Genomic DNA, 16,784 nt, shown 5'->3' with positions numbered 1-16,784 from the left:
TAGTCCGGGGTTATTGGCTATGTGGGTAATTGTGCAACCCCGACGGGGGGGTGACTGTGTGGTAGGCCATGATTACGATCAAGCTACTAGCCTATGTTCGTGTCTATCCCCGTTCCATGTCCCTGTCCATCTGTCCCCGGATTGCATCCGGGGTTATCCAGCGTCAACCCCTTCGGGGTTGGGACGTGGTTTTCAAGGTACTTCCAATATAATCTTACCAATGTGCTCACTGCTAGCCATGAGGTCCTGTGCTTTGGCGGCTTCGGCCAAGGGAAAGCTGCGGTAGACGACGGGTTTTAGCTGACCGATCGTTACCAGTGGCCAGACTTGCTTTTCAACCTCAGCGGTAAGGGCGGCTTTGAAATCGGCGTCACGGGGTTTGAGCATGCTGCCGCTGATGGTGATGCGCTTCTGCATCAGCGTCGGGATGTGAATCTGACTGTCGGCACCCTGCATGGCGTTGATAAACATAAGTCGCCCGTCGGGAGCGAGCAGACGCAGATTTTTTGGGGTATAGTCACCGCCAACCATGTCCAGAATGACGTTGATATCGACGTCATTTAGTGACTCCTCGAAGTCCTCTTTTTTGTAATTGACGCACTTAATGGCCCCCAATTGTTCGCAGAAGGCACCTTTGTCGTCGCTGCCTGCCGTAGCATAGGCGTTGGCTCCAAAGGCTTTGGCGAGTTGGATAGCTGTTACGCCAATGCCGCTGCTGCCGCCGTGAATCAGAAAATTTTCGCCTTCCGACAACTGCCCCCACTGGAAAACCGTCGACCAGACCGTCAGGATCGTTTCGGGCAACGAAGCGGCTTCGATAAAGCTGAGGTTGTCGGGTACGGGCAGGCAATGGCGTTCATCCACAGCTACGTATTCGGCATAACCGCCCCCGCTGATGAGGGCGCAAACGGCATCGCCAACCCGCCAGCGAGTGGCGTCGGGACCACAGCTTTCCACAATGCCGGCTACTTCCAGACCCGGAATCTGACCCGACGGATCGGCACCGTAGCCCCCCGTTCGTTGATGAATATCGCTTCGGTTGACGCCCGCAGCCCGTACGCGAATGAGCACCTGGCCTGATGCTGGTGTTGGGGTGGCTTGCTCCTCTAAGGCCAGAACTGAGCTATCGCCGGGTTGAGTGATGATGATCGCTTTCATGCAGGTATAACTGTATCCTGGTATCTTTTGTCAGAAAAAGTCAAACCCTTTACCCCAAAATGGGTAGTTAGCTAATAAAACCCAATCTGATCATGATACCATCTAGCCAATCGGTTACTGATATAAATTCGGCTGTACGGAAGCAGTTGATTTCTTTACTGACGGGCAGCAACGCTCATCAGTCTTTTGATGATGCCGTGAATGACTTACCGGCTGGCCTGCGGGGCATAAAGCCCGATAAGCTGCCGTACACCATCTGGCAACTGGTTGACCATATCCGAATTGCTCAATGGGATATTCTCGAATTTTCCCGCGATGCCACGCACCAGTCGCCACCCTGGCCATCGGGCTACTGGACCCAGGAACCGGCACCCGACGACGAGGCTGCCTGGCAGCAGGCACTGGCTCAAATTCAACAGGACCGGGATGCGTTTGTTGAATTGCTGAACGACCCGGAACGTGATCTATACGTGCCTTTCGAACATGGCGACGGCCAGAATCTGCTTCGCGAAGCTCTGCTTATCGCCGACCATACGGCCTACCACGTGGGGGAGATCATCATCATCCGGCGGTTGCTGGGCGTTTGGAAGTGAGACCGTTCTTACAGCAGTATTCCCGCCAACTACCACATACCATCTATCCCCGGATGTAATCCGGGGCTATTCGGAGTCAACCCTTCGGAGTTGCGGGGTTAAACGAATTTCTCTAACTGCTTTACGAGCACATTAAAATCCTTAGGGTAGGGGGCTACGAAGGTTTGTTCTTCACCGTCCAGCAAAGCAAACGTGAGCGAGTGGGCGTGAAGGGCAACCCGATGAATGAGGGGTAACTCTTCCGTACCCTCCTTTAAGTTGAACTTACGCTTCACATCCGACAGGAACACCGGTTTTCCGCCGTAAGTCGGGTCGTTGACGATAGGTGCTTTAAGACACATCAAATGCACACGAATCTGGTGCATCCGGCCCGTAACCGGCATACACTCTACCAGTGTTGTGGTACGGTAGGCTTGTAGCGTATTAAAAATCGTTTCGGCGACTTTGCCTTTCTCGCGGTCGATTCGGACGGCGGTGCCGTCTTTAATGGGAGAAATGGGCAAATACACCGATATACCTTCGAAGTTATGCACCCCGTTAGTTACGGCATGGTAGCGTTTCGTTACCTCTCGGTGTTCGAACTGCATGGCGAGATGCCGGTAAGCCTCTGGATTTTTGGCAATCGCCAGAATACCGGACGTTTCCTTATCCAGTCGGTGACCCAGTTGCGCATCAGCGTGATAGGCTTTCGCGAGCCGCAGAATGCTCTGCCCGCCCCGGTCTGTCGTTCGCTCGTCGAGCGAGGCAACGTGGGGCGGTTTATTGATTAATATATAATCCTCATTCTCAAAAACGATGAGGTCTTCGAAGTTTAGCTTCACGGTCGTCAGTTAATAAGTCGGTAAGTTAGTAAGGGGCTTCGCTTACTGACTATAATCAAACACAAAAAGCCTCCTCCCAGTCGGAAGAGGCTCTGAGGGGAATATTTTTCGAAAGACTATACCGTCAGCGTACCGCGCTCGTAAGCTTTCTGTAGCGTTGCTTCCAAACCATTTTTGTTAATGGTTTTGATAGCCGACGTAGCTACTCGTAGTGTTATCCATTCGCCGGTTGATTCGACGAAGAACCGCTTCTTCTGCAGGTTCGGGAAAAATTTACGCTTGGTTTTATTATTAGCGTGAGAAACGTTGTTTCCCGTGCGTGTGCGCTTTCCTGTTATTTGACAAACTCTGGCCATTACCGTACTCGTTATCCGTTTGAGGGCGCAAAATTGGCTAAATAATTCATAATCTGCAAGTCATTCTACCTTTTTTTTGAATCCATAAGGGCAATGCCGGCAGCCGCTCTTACAGCAGTAGCCTCTTTTGAGGTGATAAGCAGCCGTAAAAACGACGTATCCCTCGGGCGTGTAGTAATAATCGTCATCGGCTAAACCGGGTATTTTTTTCCTGGGTGGTCGAAACGTCATGCTTTTGGGCGTCTGTCGAAGAAACCGTATTTTTGAAAGCCAACGGACTGTGACGCCCGTTAGTTGCAAACTTACAAATGGCTTAGTCAACAAATTCATTTTAACCGCTTTTCACTATGATACTCGAACCAACAACGCCCATCTCATCCGCCGATAAGGCTATGCAACTGGAATGGAAGTACGGTGCGCATAATTACCACCCCATACCGGCGGTGTTGTCTCGGGGTGAAGGCATCTTCGTTTGGGATGTCGACGATAAACGGTATTTTGACTTTCTGTCGGCCTATAGCGCCGTGAGCCAGGGGCATTGCCATCCGCGCATTATCAACGCCATGGTTCAGCAGGCCCAGCGATTAACACTAACCTCCCGGGCTTTTTACAACGACAAAACCGGGTTGTGTGAAAAATACCTTTGCGAGTATTTCGGCTTCGACAAGGCACTGATCATGAACTCAGGAGCCGAAGGGGGCGAAACAGCGCTGAAACTAACCCGTAAGTGGGCGTACAAAGTCAAAGGAATCCCACAGAACGAAGCGAAAGTCGTGTTTGCCGCCGGGAATTTCTGGGGACGTACGCTGGCTGCCATTTCGTCGTCGACAGACCCCAGCAGTACCAACGATTTCGGTCCTTTACTACCGGGGTATATCGTCATTCCGTACGACGACCTGACGGCATTGGAAGACACCTTCAAAAGTGATCCGAATATTGCCGGTTTTATGGTCGAACCCATTCAGGGCGAAGCGGGTGTTGTGGTTCCGCACGAAGGCTATCTGCGTGGTGTGCGGAAGCTATGTACAAAATACAATGTCCTGTTTATAGCCGATGAAGTTCAGACGGGCATCGGCCGGACGGGAAAGCGCGTTGCCTGCGATCATGAAGGCATAAAGCCCGATCTGCTCGTACTGGGTAAAGCGCTTTCGGGCGGTACCATGCCCGTTTCGGCGGTGATGACTTCCGACGAAGTGATGCTGACCATCAAACCCGGTGAACACGGCTCTACGTACGGCGGCAATCCGCTGGCGTGTGTGGTCACGATGGAAGCCCTTCAGGTGGTTGAAGATGAGGGATTGACGGCGAATGCAGCCGCCATGGGCGAAGTCTTCCGTGCTCGCATGACAGCGTTAAGTCAGAAGACAGAGCTGGTGAAGTCGGTACGGGGTAAAGGCTTGCTTAACGCCATTGTCATTAGTGAACGTCCTGACCTGGGTTCGGAAACGGCCTGGGAAATTTGCCTGAAGTTGAAGGATAACGGTCTTCTCACCAAGCCAACCCACGGCGACAAAATCCGCTTTGCGCCCCCGCTCGTTATTAATGAAGAGCAGATGCACGAAGCCTGCGATATTATTGAAAAGACGATCCTGGAATTTTAAGGAATCAGGGCCAGACCGAAGTCTGGCCCTGACAATTTAGTTACTACCAAGATTCCTCAACTGATCAATTATGGATACGAAAACGATTGGCATTATAGGGGCCGGAAACATCGGACAGGCGTTTGCCGGGCACGTAGCGAAAGCTGGTTATCCGGTTATTATCAGCAACAGCCGGGGACCGGAGTCCCTGACGGAACTGGTAGTAACGCTGGGTGAAGGCGCTAAAGCGGGTACCGTTGCCGAAGCCGCACAGGCTCCCATCGTTCTCCTGGCCCTGCCCTGGACACACTTGGCTGATGGTCTTGCCAGCCTGCCTGACTGGGAGGGTCGTATTGTAATTGACGCTACCAATTTTATCGTTTTCCCGGAGTTTAAACCCGCTGACCTGGGTGAGCAAACTTCCAGCGAAGTCGTGGCCGGATATGTACCGGGTGCTCGGGTCGTGAAAGCGTTCAACACCCTCGATGCCGCTATATTAGCGGCTGACCCGCAGGTAGCCGGGGGCCAACGGGTCATCTTCCTGTCGGGCGATGATGCCGCTGCGAAAGAAGATGTCAAGCAGCTTGTCAAGGCGATGGGCTTTGCGCCTATCGATTTGGGTGGTTTGGTAACGGGCGGAAGATTTCAGCAGTTTGGCGGGCCTCTGCCAACGCATAATCTGATCAAGTTACCGAAGTGAGCAGGGGAGTGGCAATCAGCACACCTGGATAACCTCCACATCCAGCAACTTGCCCAGCTTTTTTAACTTACCCGACATGTGCCCCACGCCCACAGCGCAATGGTGGGCTGGCCCGTGGCTATTCCAGTCGTTGACAAACTGACGGGCACCGATCGGGAACCGATAACGGCTGTTGGTATTGCCGATTTCAAGGATCGGCCCCGCTACCGATTCACCTTCGGCCAGCAGCAGTTGTAGCTTGCCGTCAATGGTTTCGACAACCGAGAGTAAGGTTACCAGTCCCTGTTTCACCGACATTTCTACCGACAGGCCGTTTCCTACTTTACCGTGATAGACCTGAAGCGGGCGCACTTTTGTTTTGCCTTCAGCAATGGCGATATGCCCCGGTCCGTCGTGTCCCATCAACACCACATCAGTCGTGAAGTCCATGGCGTAGTATTCCGTAAAGGAGCCGCCTACGCCAAATGCGTCCATGATTTTCATAGCCTGTACGTTTTTAACCTCATACTCACCGGCAACGGGAATGCCCCGGGCGGTCAGTAATGAACTGCCCAGAATAACCGAACTCATCGTGTCTTCATTGGGGGTCGGGCCGGCGTCCCGGTTGCCGGTGCCTTTGTAATAATACGCCATAGAGCCCAGGTTCAGCTCAGCCACCAGCCGGTCCAGAGCGACCGACGTGCGGGCAGCCCGTTTCAGTTCGGCCGCTGGACAGTCGGGTTGTACCTCGAAGGTTTCGGTGAAAAGAGCCACTCGTTGTTGAATTTCCTCATCGGATACCAGTTGCCGCAGAGCCGACAACTGGTCGACCTCAACCATTTCGATATGTCCGCCGAAGGTTGCGCTGTGCAGTGTGAGGTTAGCGTAAATATCCAGCATACCCCCGTAATAGTTGCCCATTAGGCCCAGGCGGTTGTGCGCCATGATATTGGCCACGCGAGCCGCTTCGATCCACTCATCGATCTCGGTCCAGGCCAGCGGATCGTTCCGAAGCATGCCCGTTACCTGATAGAAGGGGATATTTGACCGCTTAAAGACCGACGCAATTTCGGGTACCGGACAGGCTGAGCAGTAGGCCAGCCATTCGCCGGTCATGCGGGTGCGGTCGCCCAGCGCATTGAACCAGGTGTAATCGATGGCTGGTTCGGGGGCCAGATTAAGCACAATGACGGGTACTTTGGCCCGGCGTACCACCGGCAACACGGTAGACGACAGCGCGTAGGTAGTTACGTAGAGGAAAATAATATCTACGTCGGCCTGTCGGAACTGGTGCCCGGCCAGCATGGCTTTTTCGGGTGTGTCGATGAGGCCGAGGTTAACGATGTCGACGTCCGGCCGCTGCATAGTCGTTGCCAGCTGACTCAGGTAGCCCTGTAGTCGAGCTTGCAGACCATCGAATTGCGGCCAGTAGGCATCGAGACCAATACCAAATAAACCAACTTTAAGCGCGTACGAAGTGGCTGGTGTCTTTGTGTCAGAATGAGCCGCTGGCTGCGTTAGGGGTGTAGGCTGCATACGAAATACGAAACAGATTAATAAACGGTAGACGTGTAAAAGTAAGCCTAGCAGGCTGTAGTTGCCATATATTTTGCTCTTTATCGTTGGTCCGGTAAATCGCATATGTTTATATTTACAAAATATTATTTTCGGAAACTTATTGCATCAGTCTAAGCTCTGACTGGAACTATCTATACTCTTATAAATTTTTGTAGTAAACTTTATTAATGTGATCATCCTCTCTGCATTATACATTCGAGCATGAAAGGGCACTTTAGTTACTTCTTTTATGCAAAAGATAAAACTAGCTGATGTTAGATTTTTTTTATTAGTATGAAGCGAAACCAGCGTATAGCGCTAATGGTCGTGATAGGCCTGCTAATCACGGTAATTATTGGTATAAATGCCCGTCAAACCATTCATCGCTTGGTTGAAATGAACAACTGGGTGGTGCATACCTACAAGGTACTTAGCAAGGCCCAGCGCATAGAGTCGCTGCTGACCAACATGGACAACGACCTCAGGGGCTATCTCCTTAGTAATAATTCGTATTTCCGGTCGGATTTTGAGCGTACCAGCCGCGAAATGAGCGTAGAACTCAAAGGGGCTCAGGAACTAATGTGCGATAATCCAGATCAGACAAAGCGTGTGCAGCTTCTAATCCGGCTTTATCGGGAGAAAGTATCCCGTAGCCAATCGCTGCTTAAGGCTGGACTTGTTCAGCCGGGTATGCCCCGACTGGATTCCCTTGATCTTTATCTGGCGCTGAGCAGCGACTTTTATCAGGTTGTCAAAGCGACGGTGAGTGATGAGAACAGGTTGCTCGAAACCCGAATGGTTGAGAGTAAACGATCTGCCTCTTATGCGTTGATCAGTAACCTTGTGGGTGCTACGGCTGCTTTGGTAATGATCCTGTGGGCCATTTATGTGCTCTACCGCTCGTTAAGGAAAAGCACCTTACTCAATCAGCGATTAAGGCACAGCGAACAGCAAACCAAGAAATTACTGGAGGCCGTTCCTGTACCGATTGTTATCGTTAATCACCAGGGCAAGTTCTATTATGCAAATCAGGCGGCCAGCCACTTAATCGAAAATATAAATGAGTATGATCCCTACGACGATGAGGTAAATTCAAATCGGTTCTTCCGATTTCCCGAAGGGGTGCCCTATCCACGGGAGCAACGGCCAACGTACCGGGCCCTACAGGGCGAAGCAACCCAGGTTGATGACCTCGAATTACGGATGAACGGAAAACGATTTCAGCTGCTCAGTTCATCGTCACCGGTTTATGACGCCAGCGGAAATCTGCAATATGTGATCACGTCGAGCATTGACATCAGCGACCGTGTGCAGTCGCAGCAGCGATTGCAGGAAGCCCGAATCATGGCCGAAAAAGCCGCCAAGCTTAAGGAAGACTTTCTGGCCAATATGAGCCATGAAATTCGTACACCGCTGAATGCCATGCTTGGCTTTTCCGAATTAATGGAAACCACGAATCTGGATGCCGATCAGCAGGAGTTTCTCCGGCTGATTCGAACGGCTGGTAAGAACCTGCTGACCATTGTCAATGATATTCTGGATATATCCAAGATCGAAGCAGGGATGATTCAACTGGAGTCGATTCCATTCAGTATCCAGATGCTCACGGCCTCGATCAAGGCGATGTGTCAGGGGGCAGCAACTGATAAGGGGTTGCAACTGATTGTTGAAATCGACCCGAACTTGCCCACCGTTTTCATGGGCGACCCAACGCGACTGACTCAAATTTTACTTAATTTAATTAACAACGCTATCAAGTTTACGAAGCAGGGGAGTGTAACGCTCCTGATTGAACAGGGCGAAAGGACAACGTCCGCTTCCGTACCGGTTCGCTTTATTGTTCAGGATACAGGTATCGGCATGGCCACGGAAGTCCTGCCAACCATTTTTGAACGATTCCAGCAGGCCGATAAATTCACGACCCGATATTACGGTGGAACGGGCCTGGGCCTGAACATTGTAAAATCCCTGACCGAGTTGCAGAAGGGCTTTGTTGGCGTGGAAAGTACCCTGGGGCAGGGGTCGCGGTTTACGATCGAAATCCCGTATGTGCTCGCGAAAGAGCAGATTAACTTCAATCAGCCACATATCCTGACCCCCAGCAGCAATCAGCGGGCGGTGCGGGTGCTGGTGGTAGAGGATAACTTGATGAATCAGAAACTGGTTCTTCAGGTACTCAAGCACCTGGGGTATCAGGGTCGGGTTGCCGATGACGGCCGGAAGGCAATCGAAATACTACAGAACAATACGTTCGACATTATCCTGATGGATCTACAGATGCCGGTGATGGATGGGTACGAAACAACTCGGTATATTCGGTCAAAAATAAACGCGACGGTACCGATTATTGCCATGACCGCTCATGCCCTGCCCAGCGAGAAAGAAGAGTGTCTGAAAGCAGGAATGAATGATTTTCTGTCCAAACCTTTTCAGATCGAAGAACTCCAGCTGCTTATTCGGCCATTTCTACCAACCGAAACTTCGGTGCTTAAAACGCCGGAGCCTACAGTGGTAGCGGCACCCGTTTCCGGACATTTCTCTCCTGAACCGATATTGAAAATGCTTGGGAATAACGTGGAGGCCGTGATCGAGATACTGGGCACCTACCTCAACGACACGCCCGAAGACATTGAAAAGCTACAGCAGGCGCTGGACCAGCAGGATGTGAAGGAAGTAAAGCGCCTGATTCATATCCAGAAGGTACACACAAAAATGCTGGGCATGGACGAAGCGACCCGTTTGATTCTCGAAACGGAGGCATTGATCATTGCCGGCAACGGTATAGAGGCTATTACACCCCTAATGGAATCGTATGTTCTGGAAGTAAAAGCAACCTTACCGCATATCGGTAATTTTGTTCGGGCAAAAAAAAATGAGATTGCCTGAACGGGGGGTACGGTATAAAGGTCGCGTTCAGCGCTGTCTGCTTTGTTCTACTTTTTGTTGGGTTGGTATGGCTCCTGTTTCGTGCTCCCGTTCCGTTTGCTCGACGTACACGGCGTTTTCTGATGGCTCAATCTTAATACCAAAGCGGTTTGCATATGCCTGGGTGAACTCGGCCCCGAAGTACAAAATAGCGGCTGTATAGTAAATCCAGGTCAGGAGTACGATCAGCGATCCGGCGGCTCCGTAGGCCGAACTGGTGGCGGTGGTGTCGATGTACAACCCAATTAAATACCGCCCCATCATGAATAGGAGAGCCGTAAAAATGGCTCCCCAACGCACATCTTTCCAGTCAATTTTGGCGTCGGGCAGAACCTTGAAAATAACCCCAAACAGTATGGTAACCACGGCTGTGCTGACCAGAAAATTAAGTGCACTAATTATATAAACACCTAAGCCAGGCATAAAACGGGTTAGCTGATCGCTTAACGCCAGTACAATACCATTGACGACCAGCGAAACCAGCAGCAGGAAACCTAAACTGACGATGAGGGAGGACGACAGTAACCGATCTTTAATGAGTTTGAGCCAGCCTTGTTTAGGTTTCGCTTTAACCCGCCAGATCAGATTGACAGAATCCTGAATCTCCACGAAAAGGCTGGTGGCACCAAGCAGCAAAGTGCCTATTCCGATGATCAGAGCTGTATTAGTCTTGCCCGAAAGGCCTACATTCTTGATCATCTCCTGAATTTGCTTCGCGGCCTCATTTCCCACCAGGCCATTGATCTGCCCGAAGATCTGCCCCCGAATAGCTTCTTCACCCAGAAAAACACTGGCCAGCGACATAACTAGCACCAGCAGGGGAGCCAGCGAAAAAATGGTGTAATAAGCCAGTGCCGCACTCAGCTTCAGGCAACGGTCATCCAAGAAACCGTTAAACGAATCGCGCAACACGATCCAGGCATTGCCGAAAAAGCCTTTCGGCACCACAGCGGGCGCATCAGGCTGGGGGATTGAGTCTGCAAAGAGTCGCTTGTAAAACCCTGTCATTAGATTTGTCATGAGCGTAGCCATTTTAGTGGTTAAGCATGCGTACGCTACAATATGCCGTAGCGGTTCAAGCGGCTTTTACTCACTAAAGAGGTAACTCAAACGCAGACGAGTTGTTACTGAACTGAACCGGTTTAAGAGGTAACGTGCCGGTTCCGGCGACTTTAACCCCTGGGTTAAAGTCGCCGGGCTTTTAACTCCCGAACGGCAAAGTCGGCAGCACGCGCCGACAGGGCCATGTACGTTAATGACGGATTGACGCAGCCCGACGAGGTCATGCAGGCACCATCGGGTACAAATACATTTTTCACGGTATGAATCTGATTGTGTGCGTTGAGCACGGAGGTTTTGGGATCGCGGCCCATCCGGGCGGTGCCCATTTCGTGAACGGCCCCGCCCACAACCGATCCCTGATCATAGCCTTTTACGTTGCTTATCCCCGCCGATTCGAGCATCTCCTGCGCATCGTTGAGCATGTCTTTGCGCATCTTTCGCTCGTTTTCGCCAATCTCAGCGTCGAAGGCTACAGTGGGCATTCCCCATTTGTCCAGTTGGGTTTTGTCCAGATACATGCGGTTCCGGTACTCGGGCAGTTGCTCACCAAACCCGATCAGGCCCATCGTCCATAGGCCGGGATGGGTTAGTTCTTCTTTCAGCGATGCGCCGAAAGACAGCTCCGCAACACTGCGCTGCCAGCCCTGCCGTCCGCCCCCGCCCTGATACCCGAAGCCACGCAGGTAGTCACGTTTGTCGGTCCCAATGTTTCGGTAGCGGGGAATGTAGATGCCGTTGGCCCGTCGGCCGTAAAAATACCGATCCTCACCGCCTTCCCACACGCCCGAAGCGCCGATCCGGAAGTGGTGATCCATCAGGTTATGGCCCAACTGCCCCGAATCGTTGCCCATGCCATTGGGATAGCGGTCCGATACCGAGTTCATGAGCAAAGCCGTGGAAGCCATGGCACTGGCACAAACGAAGATGACTTTGGCGAAATACTCCCGGTGTTCCAGCGTTTCGGAGTCGACGACCCGCACACCTGTTGCCCGCTGTTTCTGGGCGTCGTGCATGATCTCGGTCACAACCGAATTTGGGCGTAGCGTCAGTCGGCCGGTTTTCACCGCCGGTGGCAGCGTACAGGATTGGGTACTGAAATAACCACCGTAAGGACACCCCCGAATGCACTGGTTGCGGTACTGGCAGGAGGAACGGCCATTGTCGAGCTGTATTTTTTTGGCTTCGGATAAATTAGCCGTTCGGCCAATGGTCATGATCCGCCCCGGAAAGTTCTTCTCGATCCGTTTGCGCACTTCCTTTTCGACCAGAAACATATCCATAGGCGGCAGAAACTCACTGTCGGGAAGCTGCGGTAACCCTAGCTTTTCGCCCGAAATACCCGCTATTTTCTCGACGTATGAATACCAGGGCGCGATGTCTTTATAGCGAATGGGCCAGTCGACCCCGACGCCTTCGCGGGCATTGGCTTCAAAATCAATATCGCTGAACCGGTACGACTGTCGCCCCCACATGATGGATTTCCCGCCCACGATACCGGGCCTCAGCCAGCGGAAGGGTTTATCCTGCCGGTAGGAGGTATCGGCACCCGGCATCCAGTAACTCTGAGCGCTTTTGGCCAGGGTCGAATCCTGCGGTGCCTGTGGGTATTTAGGGGCCAGATCGCCCAGGCGGCTCGTTTCGGGCATTTGCCAGGGACCTTTCAGCGCATCTTCGTAGCCCGTTATGTGTTCCAGCGGGCGGCCACGTTCCAGCATAAGCACCCGTAACCCTTTTTCGGTCAATTCTTTAGCGGCCCAGCCACCGCTAACCCCCGACCCAATCACGATGGCGTCGTAGGTCATTTCTTTCTTGGCGTCGATTGTAAGGAGCATGTTTTTTTAGGAGTTAGGAGCGAGGAGGTAGTCGGTAGGAGCTTGTAGTAGGAGTGAGGAGGCAGACGCACGCTTTTATGCCGCCGAATGGCTCCTCGCTCCTAACGCCTACTACTAACCTTCACACTGCCCACGTTTTCTGGCCTGCTTTCATGGGAATGTCACCCTGAAAACGGCCGGGGATGGATACATAGTCGAGTGCTTTGGTAGCGCCTGTTTCGGAGGTGAAGTAACCAACGATGGTTAGCTCACGCAGGGTCAGGAAAAATGGCTTTTGTTGCTGAGTCAGCTGCGTAACGATTTCGGTTTGCTGCGGCTGGGTAAGGGCAGAAAAAGACTTGCCGAACGTTGACCGACTCAATATGTCGGTTTGCTTTAATCCCTGCTGAAATGCTTCCTGCTGGCTGGCAGCGCTGCAATGCCCTATAACGTATTCGATAAAATCCCCCACACCGGCGGCTTTAGCACCGGGCGTGTCGGTGGTGGGAATGATCACGTCGGCCAGATCGGCAATGAGCGTTTGCTGCTCTGCCGAAAACCGGTTGGCGGTAGCGTGAATGACTTCGCCCCGCAAGGCCGCCTGCACCGGTAGAGATAGCGTTCCCCCGACCAGTAGCGCCAGTCGCTGCAAAGCCTCCCGGCGGGGAATAAATGGGTTAGTTCGTGGCTGGGTGGCACTCATGATCCGTAGCAGACAGAATAAAAAGATACTGATTACTAAAGCGTCGAACGGCCTTTACTTACCCGGATTAAGTTATAGTTTACCTGTTAATACTTCTATAAAACACACTTCTCCGCCGTATTACAGCGGATATCGGCCAAAGCTTACGGCTATTTTTCACGCCTTTTTTATGTGGATTAATACTCAGTAAACGTCTACACGATGCATCGGTTATTATTATAATCCTTTAATCCTTTATTAATATTTAGTTAAGGAATGCCAGTAGTTGTATAAATAAGCTGTCTTTTCTCTGTGTTATTCTAGGATCTTCTTCGATAGATTTACTTCTTTTTAATCTCTAAAACGTCACATGAACACTCCTTAAAAGGGCTCTTTTAGCCCATACACTTATGCTTAAACCCTTTACCTCAACGTTTCGAAAACTACTGGCTCATGGTACGCTCGCAGCTTGTCTGCTGCCCTTAACGCCTGTCCGGGCAATCCCCGGAACCAATTCACGCCCGGCTGTCGGGTGGTTTGTCGATAAACCTGTCAGCGGTCAGGTTTTATCCAAAGATGATAACACACCAATACCCGGCGTAACTGTTGTTGTCAAGAACACCACGAACGGCACAACCACGGATATTGACGGAAAGTATAAACTGAATGTCCCCGACGATAAGGCCATTCTAGTGTTCTCTGCTGTGGGCTACATGGCTCAGGAAGTAACGGTTGGCAACCAGAGTGCTATCAATATCTCCCTCGCCAGCGACCAGAAGATGCTGAACGAGGTGGTCGTAGTTGGGTACGGTACGCAGAAAAAACGGGACCTGACCGGGGCCGTTTCGCAGATCAATACCACCAAACTTGATAACGAAAACCCCAACTCCGTACAGGATATTCTGCGGGGCAACGTGGCCGGTTTGAGTGTGGGCATGTCGCCGTCGGCCAAGGGCGGTGGGAGCCTGCTGGTGCGCGGACGGAATTCGCTCAATGCCGCTACGAGCCCGCTGCTGGTGCTGGATGGGGCTATCTACTACGGCGAACTGTCCGACATAAACCCGAACGACATTGAAACGATCGACGTATTGAAAGATGCCAGTTCTGCCGCCGTTTTTGGGGCCAAAGCGGCCAGCGGGGTTATTCTGATCACCACCAAAAAGGGAAAGGAAGGCAAGCCGGTTATCAATATCAACACGAACATCGGGATGTCGACTCTGAGCCGAAATCAGCCTGTTTACAGTCCCGAAGGTTTTGTTAGCTGGCGCAGCGATGTTATGAAGAACATCAACTCCAGTTATAAGCCGGGTCAGTTCGATAACCCCGCGAATCTTCCATCGGGCGTAACGCAGGACCAGTGGCTGGCTTACGACGGTTCTAAAGGCGATCCAACCACCATCTGGCTGCAACGTCTGGGCATGCAGCCCATTGAAATCGAGAATTACAAGGCCGGTAAAAGTACGAACTGGTACGACCTGATTTTTCAGAACGGCATGCGGCAAGACCATACGGTGAGTGTTTCGGGCCGGAATGGCGGTACCAATTACTACTTTTCGTTAGGTTACCTTGACAACAACGGTATTCTGCACGGCGACCAGTTCAAAACCGTGCGGGGACGGCTGAATCTGGAAACCAAACTGACCAAATTCCTGTCGGTGGGCGTTACCACGCAGTTCTCGGATCGGGATGAAAGCGCCATTCCGGTCGATTTTAATCTGGCACGAACGCTCTCCCCCTGGGGGTCGCCGTTGAATGACGACGGAACGTACAAATGGCGTCCGAATAACGAAGCGAGTGGCGGTATTCACCCGTATTACACCCCAAGTCTGACCGACCGGAAGGTGAAGTTCACAACCCTGAATACCACTCTGTTTGCTTCGGTCAATCTGCCGCTGGGTATTACCTATCGCGTCAACTTCACCCCCCGCTACGAGTTCTACGAACGATACGATGCCATATCATCGAAACACGCCGACTATGCCGCCATTGGCGGTAGCGCCAGCCGGCAGATGGCAAAGACGTATTACTGGCAGGTCGATAATATCTTCAAATGGAACAAAACGATTGGCTCCCATAATTTCGATGCGACGGCCCTGATCAATGCCGAGAAATACCAGAAGTGGGACAACACCATGACCAACAAGGGCTTTCTGCCCACCGATGCCTTGGGCTATCATGGCATCAGCACCGGCACCAACCCAACGCTCAGCAGTACCGATGAATACAGTACGGGCGATGGCCTGATGGGCCGCCTGTTCTATTCCTTCAAAGATCGCTACATGGTTACCCTCTCGACCCGGCGGGATGGCTATTCGGCCTTTGGGCAGCAAAACCCGCGAGCGCTGTTCTCATCGGCGGCCCTGGGCTGGGTGTTTACGGACGAGAAGTTCATGAAAAGCAGCTGGCTCAACTATGGTAAACTGCGGCTTTCGTGGGGAAGTAACGGTAACCGGGACATTGGCCGCTACGTGGCCCTCTCCGACCTGAACACTGGCAAATACCTGTATGTGCGGCAGGATGGCACCGTGTATCAGGCTAATCAGCTGTATGTGAACCGGATGCAGAACCCGAACCTGAAGTGGGAGCGGACCTCTTCGCTCAACCTGGGTTTTGACTTCGGGATACTCAACAACCGGATCGACGGCTCGGTTGAAGTGTACAAATCGTTCACCAAAGATCTGCTGGTTCAGCGGTCGCTGCCCAACGTCGTTGGCTTCGATTGGGTGATGGATAACCTCGGCGAAGTGCAGAACCACGGGGTCGAGTTCAGCCTCAACTCGGTGAATATCAACAAGCCCAATTTCTCGTGGCGAAGCTCGGCTACGTTCCAGCTCAACCGCAACAAGATCGTTCACCTCTACGGCGATGTAGACGCCAACGGCCGGGAGATCGACGATGTAGTAAACCGGTGGTTTATTGGCCACTCGATCGACGAGATCTGGAACTTCAAAGTCGATGGTGTCTGGCAGGCCAATGAAAAAGATCTGGCGGCCAAATACGGCGTTCGCCCCGGCGATTTCAAGATTCGCGATGTCGACAACGATGGGAAGTACACCAATGCGGACAAGGTATTTCAGGGCTATACCAACCCTCGTTTCCGCTGGACACTGCGCAACGAGTTCAAGCTGTTCAATAACCTGGATGTTTCGTTTGTGCTCTATTCGTACTGGGGTCACAAAGCCGGTTTCAATCAGGCGAAAAACATCGACGGGTTCCTGGACCGGACCAGTTCCTACGTTACGCCCTACTGGACGGAGTCGAACCCCGTCAACGACTACGCCCGGCTGTATTCCAGCGAAGGCGGGGCTACGGGTTTCAGCATCTACCGCAATCGCTCGTTCATCCGGCTCGACAACATCTCGGTGGGGTACACGCTGCCCAAAGCCTGGGTACAGAAGGCCAGCATTCAAAATCTGAAGTTCTTCGCGTCGGTCCGTAATGTGGGGTACTACGCGCCCCAATGGAGTTACTGGGATGCCGAACCCGACAGCGATGGCAATAATGTACCCGTTCCGCGCATCCTGACGGCAGGCATCGACATTTCGTTATAAACCTTTTCT

General features: G+C 52.1%; 13 protein-coding genes. 5 read left to right on the top strand and 8 right to left on the bottom strand.

The annotated features are described in order from the left end of the window. Window positions 1–192: 192 nt before the first annotated feature. Window positions 193–1,158, bottom strand: coding sequence for an NAD(P)H-quinone oxidoreductase (locus tag NT073_RS30685; RefSeq protein WP_297381800.1), 966 nt, complete (start codon window positions 1,156–1,158; stop codon window positions 193–195). 92 nt (window positions 1,159–1,250) lie between these two features. Here NT073_RS30685 and NT073_RS30680 point away from each other — a divergent pair, with 92 nt between their 5' ends. Continuing rightward, on the top strand, window positions 1,251–1,751 hold the full coding sequence (locus tag NT073_RS30680) for a DinB family protein (protein WP_297381798.1): 501 nt from the start codon (window positions 1,251–1,253) through the stop codon (window positions 1,749–1,751). A 98-nt stretch (window positions 1,752–1,849) separates the two neighbouring features. On the opposite strand, the gene NT073_RS30675 is transcribed toward NT073_RS30680, so the two are convergent. The 3 genes from NT073_RS30675 to NT073_RS30665 form a co-directional block, all read right to left on the bottom strand. After that, entirely contained in the window at window positions 1,850–2,572 is a 723-nt protein-coding gene (locus tag NT073_RS30675; RefSeq protein WP_012930994.1) for an RluA family pseudouridine synthase, read from the bottom strand. A 116-nt stretch (window positions 2,573–2,688) separates the two neighbouring features. Then, window positions 2,689–2,928, bottom strand: a complete 240-nt coding sequence (gene rpmB, locus NT073_RS30670; RefSeq protein ID WP_046375705.1) for a 50S ribosomal protein L28 — start codon at window positions 2,926–2,928, stop codon at window positions 2,689–2,691. Between the two features lie 60 nt (window positions 2,929–2,988). After that, complete coding sequence (locus NT073_RS30665) at window positions 2,989–3,159, bottom strand: DUF5522 domain-containing protein (protein WP_297381796.1); 171 nt, start codon at window positions 3,157–3,159, stop codon at window positions 2,989–2,991. A gap of 116 nt (window positions 3,160–3,275) precedes the next feature. On the opposite strand from NT073_RS30665, the gene rocD reads away from it, so the two are divergent. Then, window positions 3,276–4,529: an ornithine--oxo-acid transaminase gene (gene rocD / locus NT073_RS30660; protein ID WP_297381794.1), complete on the top strand. Its 1,254-nt coding sequence runs from the start codon at window positions 3,276–3,278 to the stop codon at window positions 4,527–4,529. A 70-nt stretch (window positions 4,530–4,599) separates the two neighbouring features. Next, complete coding sequence (locus tag NT073_RS30655; protein ID WP_297381792.1) at window positions 4,600–5,208, top strand: NAD(P)-binding domain-containing protein; 609 nt, start codon at window positions 4,600–4,602, stop codon at window positions 5,206–5,208. A gap of 15 nt (window positions 5,209–5,223) precedes the next feature. Here NT073_RS30655 and NT073_RS30650 read toward each other — a convergent pair whose 3' ends face one another. Continuing rightward, entirely contained in the window at window positions 5,224–6,723 is a 1,500-nt protein-coding gene (locus tag NT073_RS30650; RefSeq protein WP_297381790.1) for an arabinose isomerase, read from the bottom strand. A 315-nt stretch (window positions 6,724–7,038) separates the two neighbouring features. Here NT073_RS30650 and NT073_RS30645 point away from each other — a divergent pair, with 315 nt between their 5' ends. After that, window positions 7,039–9,630: a response regulator gene (locus NT073_RS30645; protein ID WP_297381789.1), complete on the top strand. Its 2,592-nt coding sequence runs from the start codon at window positions 7,039–7,041 to the stop codon at window positions 9,628–9,630. Between the two features lie 27 nt (window positions 9,631–9,657). Here NT073_RS30645 and NT073_RS30640 read toward each other — a convergent pair whose 3' ends face one another. The 3 genes from NT073_RS30640 to NT073_RS30630 form a co-directional block, all read right to left on the bottom strand. Then, window positions 9,658–10,689, bottom strand: a complete 1,032-nt coding sequence (locus tag NT073_RS30640) for a YihY/virulence factor BrkB family protein (RefSeq protein WP_297381788.1) — start codon at window positions 10,687–10,689, stop codon at window positions 9,658–9,660. Window positions 10,690–10,853: 164 nt separating this feature from the next. After that, the gene (locus NT073_RS30635) at window positions 10,854–12,563 is read right to left on the bottom strand and encodes a GMC family oxidoreductase (RefSeq protein ID WP_297381786.1); all 1,710 of its coding nucleotides are present in this window, start codon (window positions 12,561–12,563) and stop codon (window positions 10,854–10,856) included. A gap of 121 nt (window positions 12,564–12,684) precedes the next feature. Continuing rightward, the gene (locus tag NT073_RS30630) at window positions 12,685–13,245 is read right to left on the bottom strand and encodes a gluconate 2-dehydrogenase subunit 3 family protein (protein ID WP_297381785.1); all 561 of its coding nucleotides are present in this window, start codon (window positions 13,243–13,245) and stop codon (window positions 12,685–12,687) included. Between the two features lie 389 nt (window positions 13,246–13,634). On the opposite strand from NT073_RS30630, the gene NT073_RS30625 reads away from it, so the two are divergent. Then, entirely contained in the window at window positions 13,635–16,775 is a 3,141-nt protein-coding gene (locus NT073_RS30625) for a TonB-dependent receptor (RefSeq protein ID WP_297381784.1), read from the top strand. The last annotated feature ends 9 nt before the right edge of the window (window positions 16,776–16,784 follow it).

The sequence above is a fragment of the Spirosoma sp. genome (genome assembly GCF_026391055.1).
Taxonomy (GTDB): domain Bacteria; phylum Bacteroidota; class Bacteroidia; order Cytophagales; family Spirosomataceae; genus Spirosoma.
The sequence above is the reverse complement of the archived record's forward strand: the minus strand, read 5'-3'. Positions and strand labels throughout refer to the sequence as shown.

Excerpts from the sequence above, each read along its gene's own strand:
- NT073_RS30685 (WP_297381800.1), bottom strand. The coding sequence starts at position 1,158 with ATGAAAGCGATCATCATCACTCAACCCGGCGATAGCTCAGTTCTGGCC.
- NT073_RS30680 (WP_297381798.1), top strand. The coding sequence starts at position 1,251 with ATGATACCATCTAGCCAATCGGTTACTGATATAAATTCGGCTGTACGG.
- rpmB (WP_046375705.1), bottom strand. The coding sequence starts at position 2,928 with ATGGCCAGAGTTTGTCAAATAACAGGAAAGCGCACACGCACGGGAAAC.
- NT073_RS30665 (WP_297381796.1), bottom strand. The coding sequence starts at position 3,159 with ATGACGTTTCGACCACCCAGGAAAAAAATACCCGGTTTAGCCGATGAC.
- rocD (WP_297381794.1), top strand. The coding sequence starts at position 3,276 with ATGATACTCGAACCAACAACGCCCATCTCATCCGCCGATAAGGCTATG.
- NT073_RS30655 (WP_297381792.1), top strand. The coding sequence starts at position 4,600 with ATGGATACGAAAACGATTGGCATTATAGGGGCCGGAAACATCGGACAG.
- NT073_RS30650 (WP_297381790.1), bottom strand. The coding sequence starts at position 6,723 with ATGCAGCCTACACCCCTAACGCAGCCAGCGGCTCATTCTGACACAAAG.
- NT073_RS30645 (WP_297381789.1), top strand. The coding sequence starts at position 7,039 with ATGAAGCGAAACCAGCGTATAGCGCTAATGGTCGTGATAGGCCTGCTA.
- NT073_RS30640 (WP_297381788.1), bottom strand. The coding sequence starts at position 10,689 with ATGACAAATCTAATGACAGGGTTTTACAAGCGACTCTTTGCAGACTCA.
- NT073_RS30635 (WP_297381786.1), bottom strand. The coding sequence starts at position 12,563 with ATGCTCCTTACAATCGACGCCAAGAAAGAAATGACCTACGACGCCATC.
- NT073_RS30630 (WP_297381785.1), bottom strand. The coding sequence starts at position 13,245 with ATGAGTGCCACCCAGCCACGAACTAACCCATTTATTCCCCGCCGGGAG.
- NT073_RS30625 (WP_297381784.1), top strand. The coding sequence starts at position 13,635 with ATGCTTAAACCCTTTACCTCAACGTTTCGAAAACTACTGGCTCATGGT.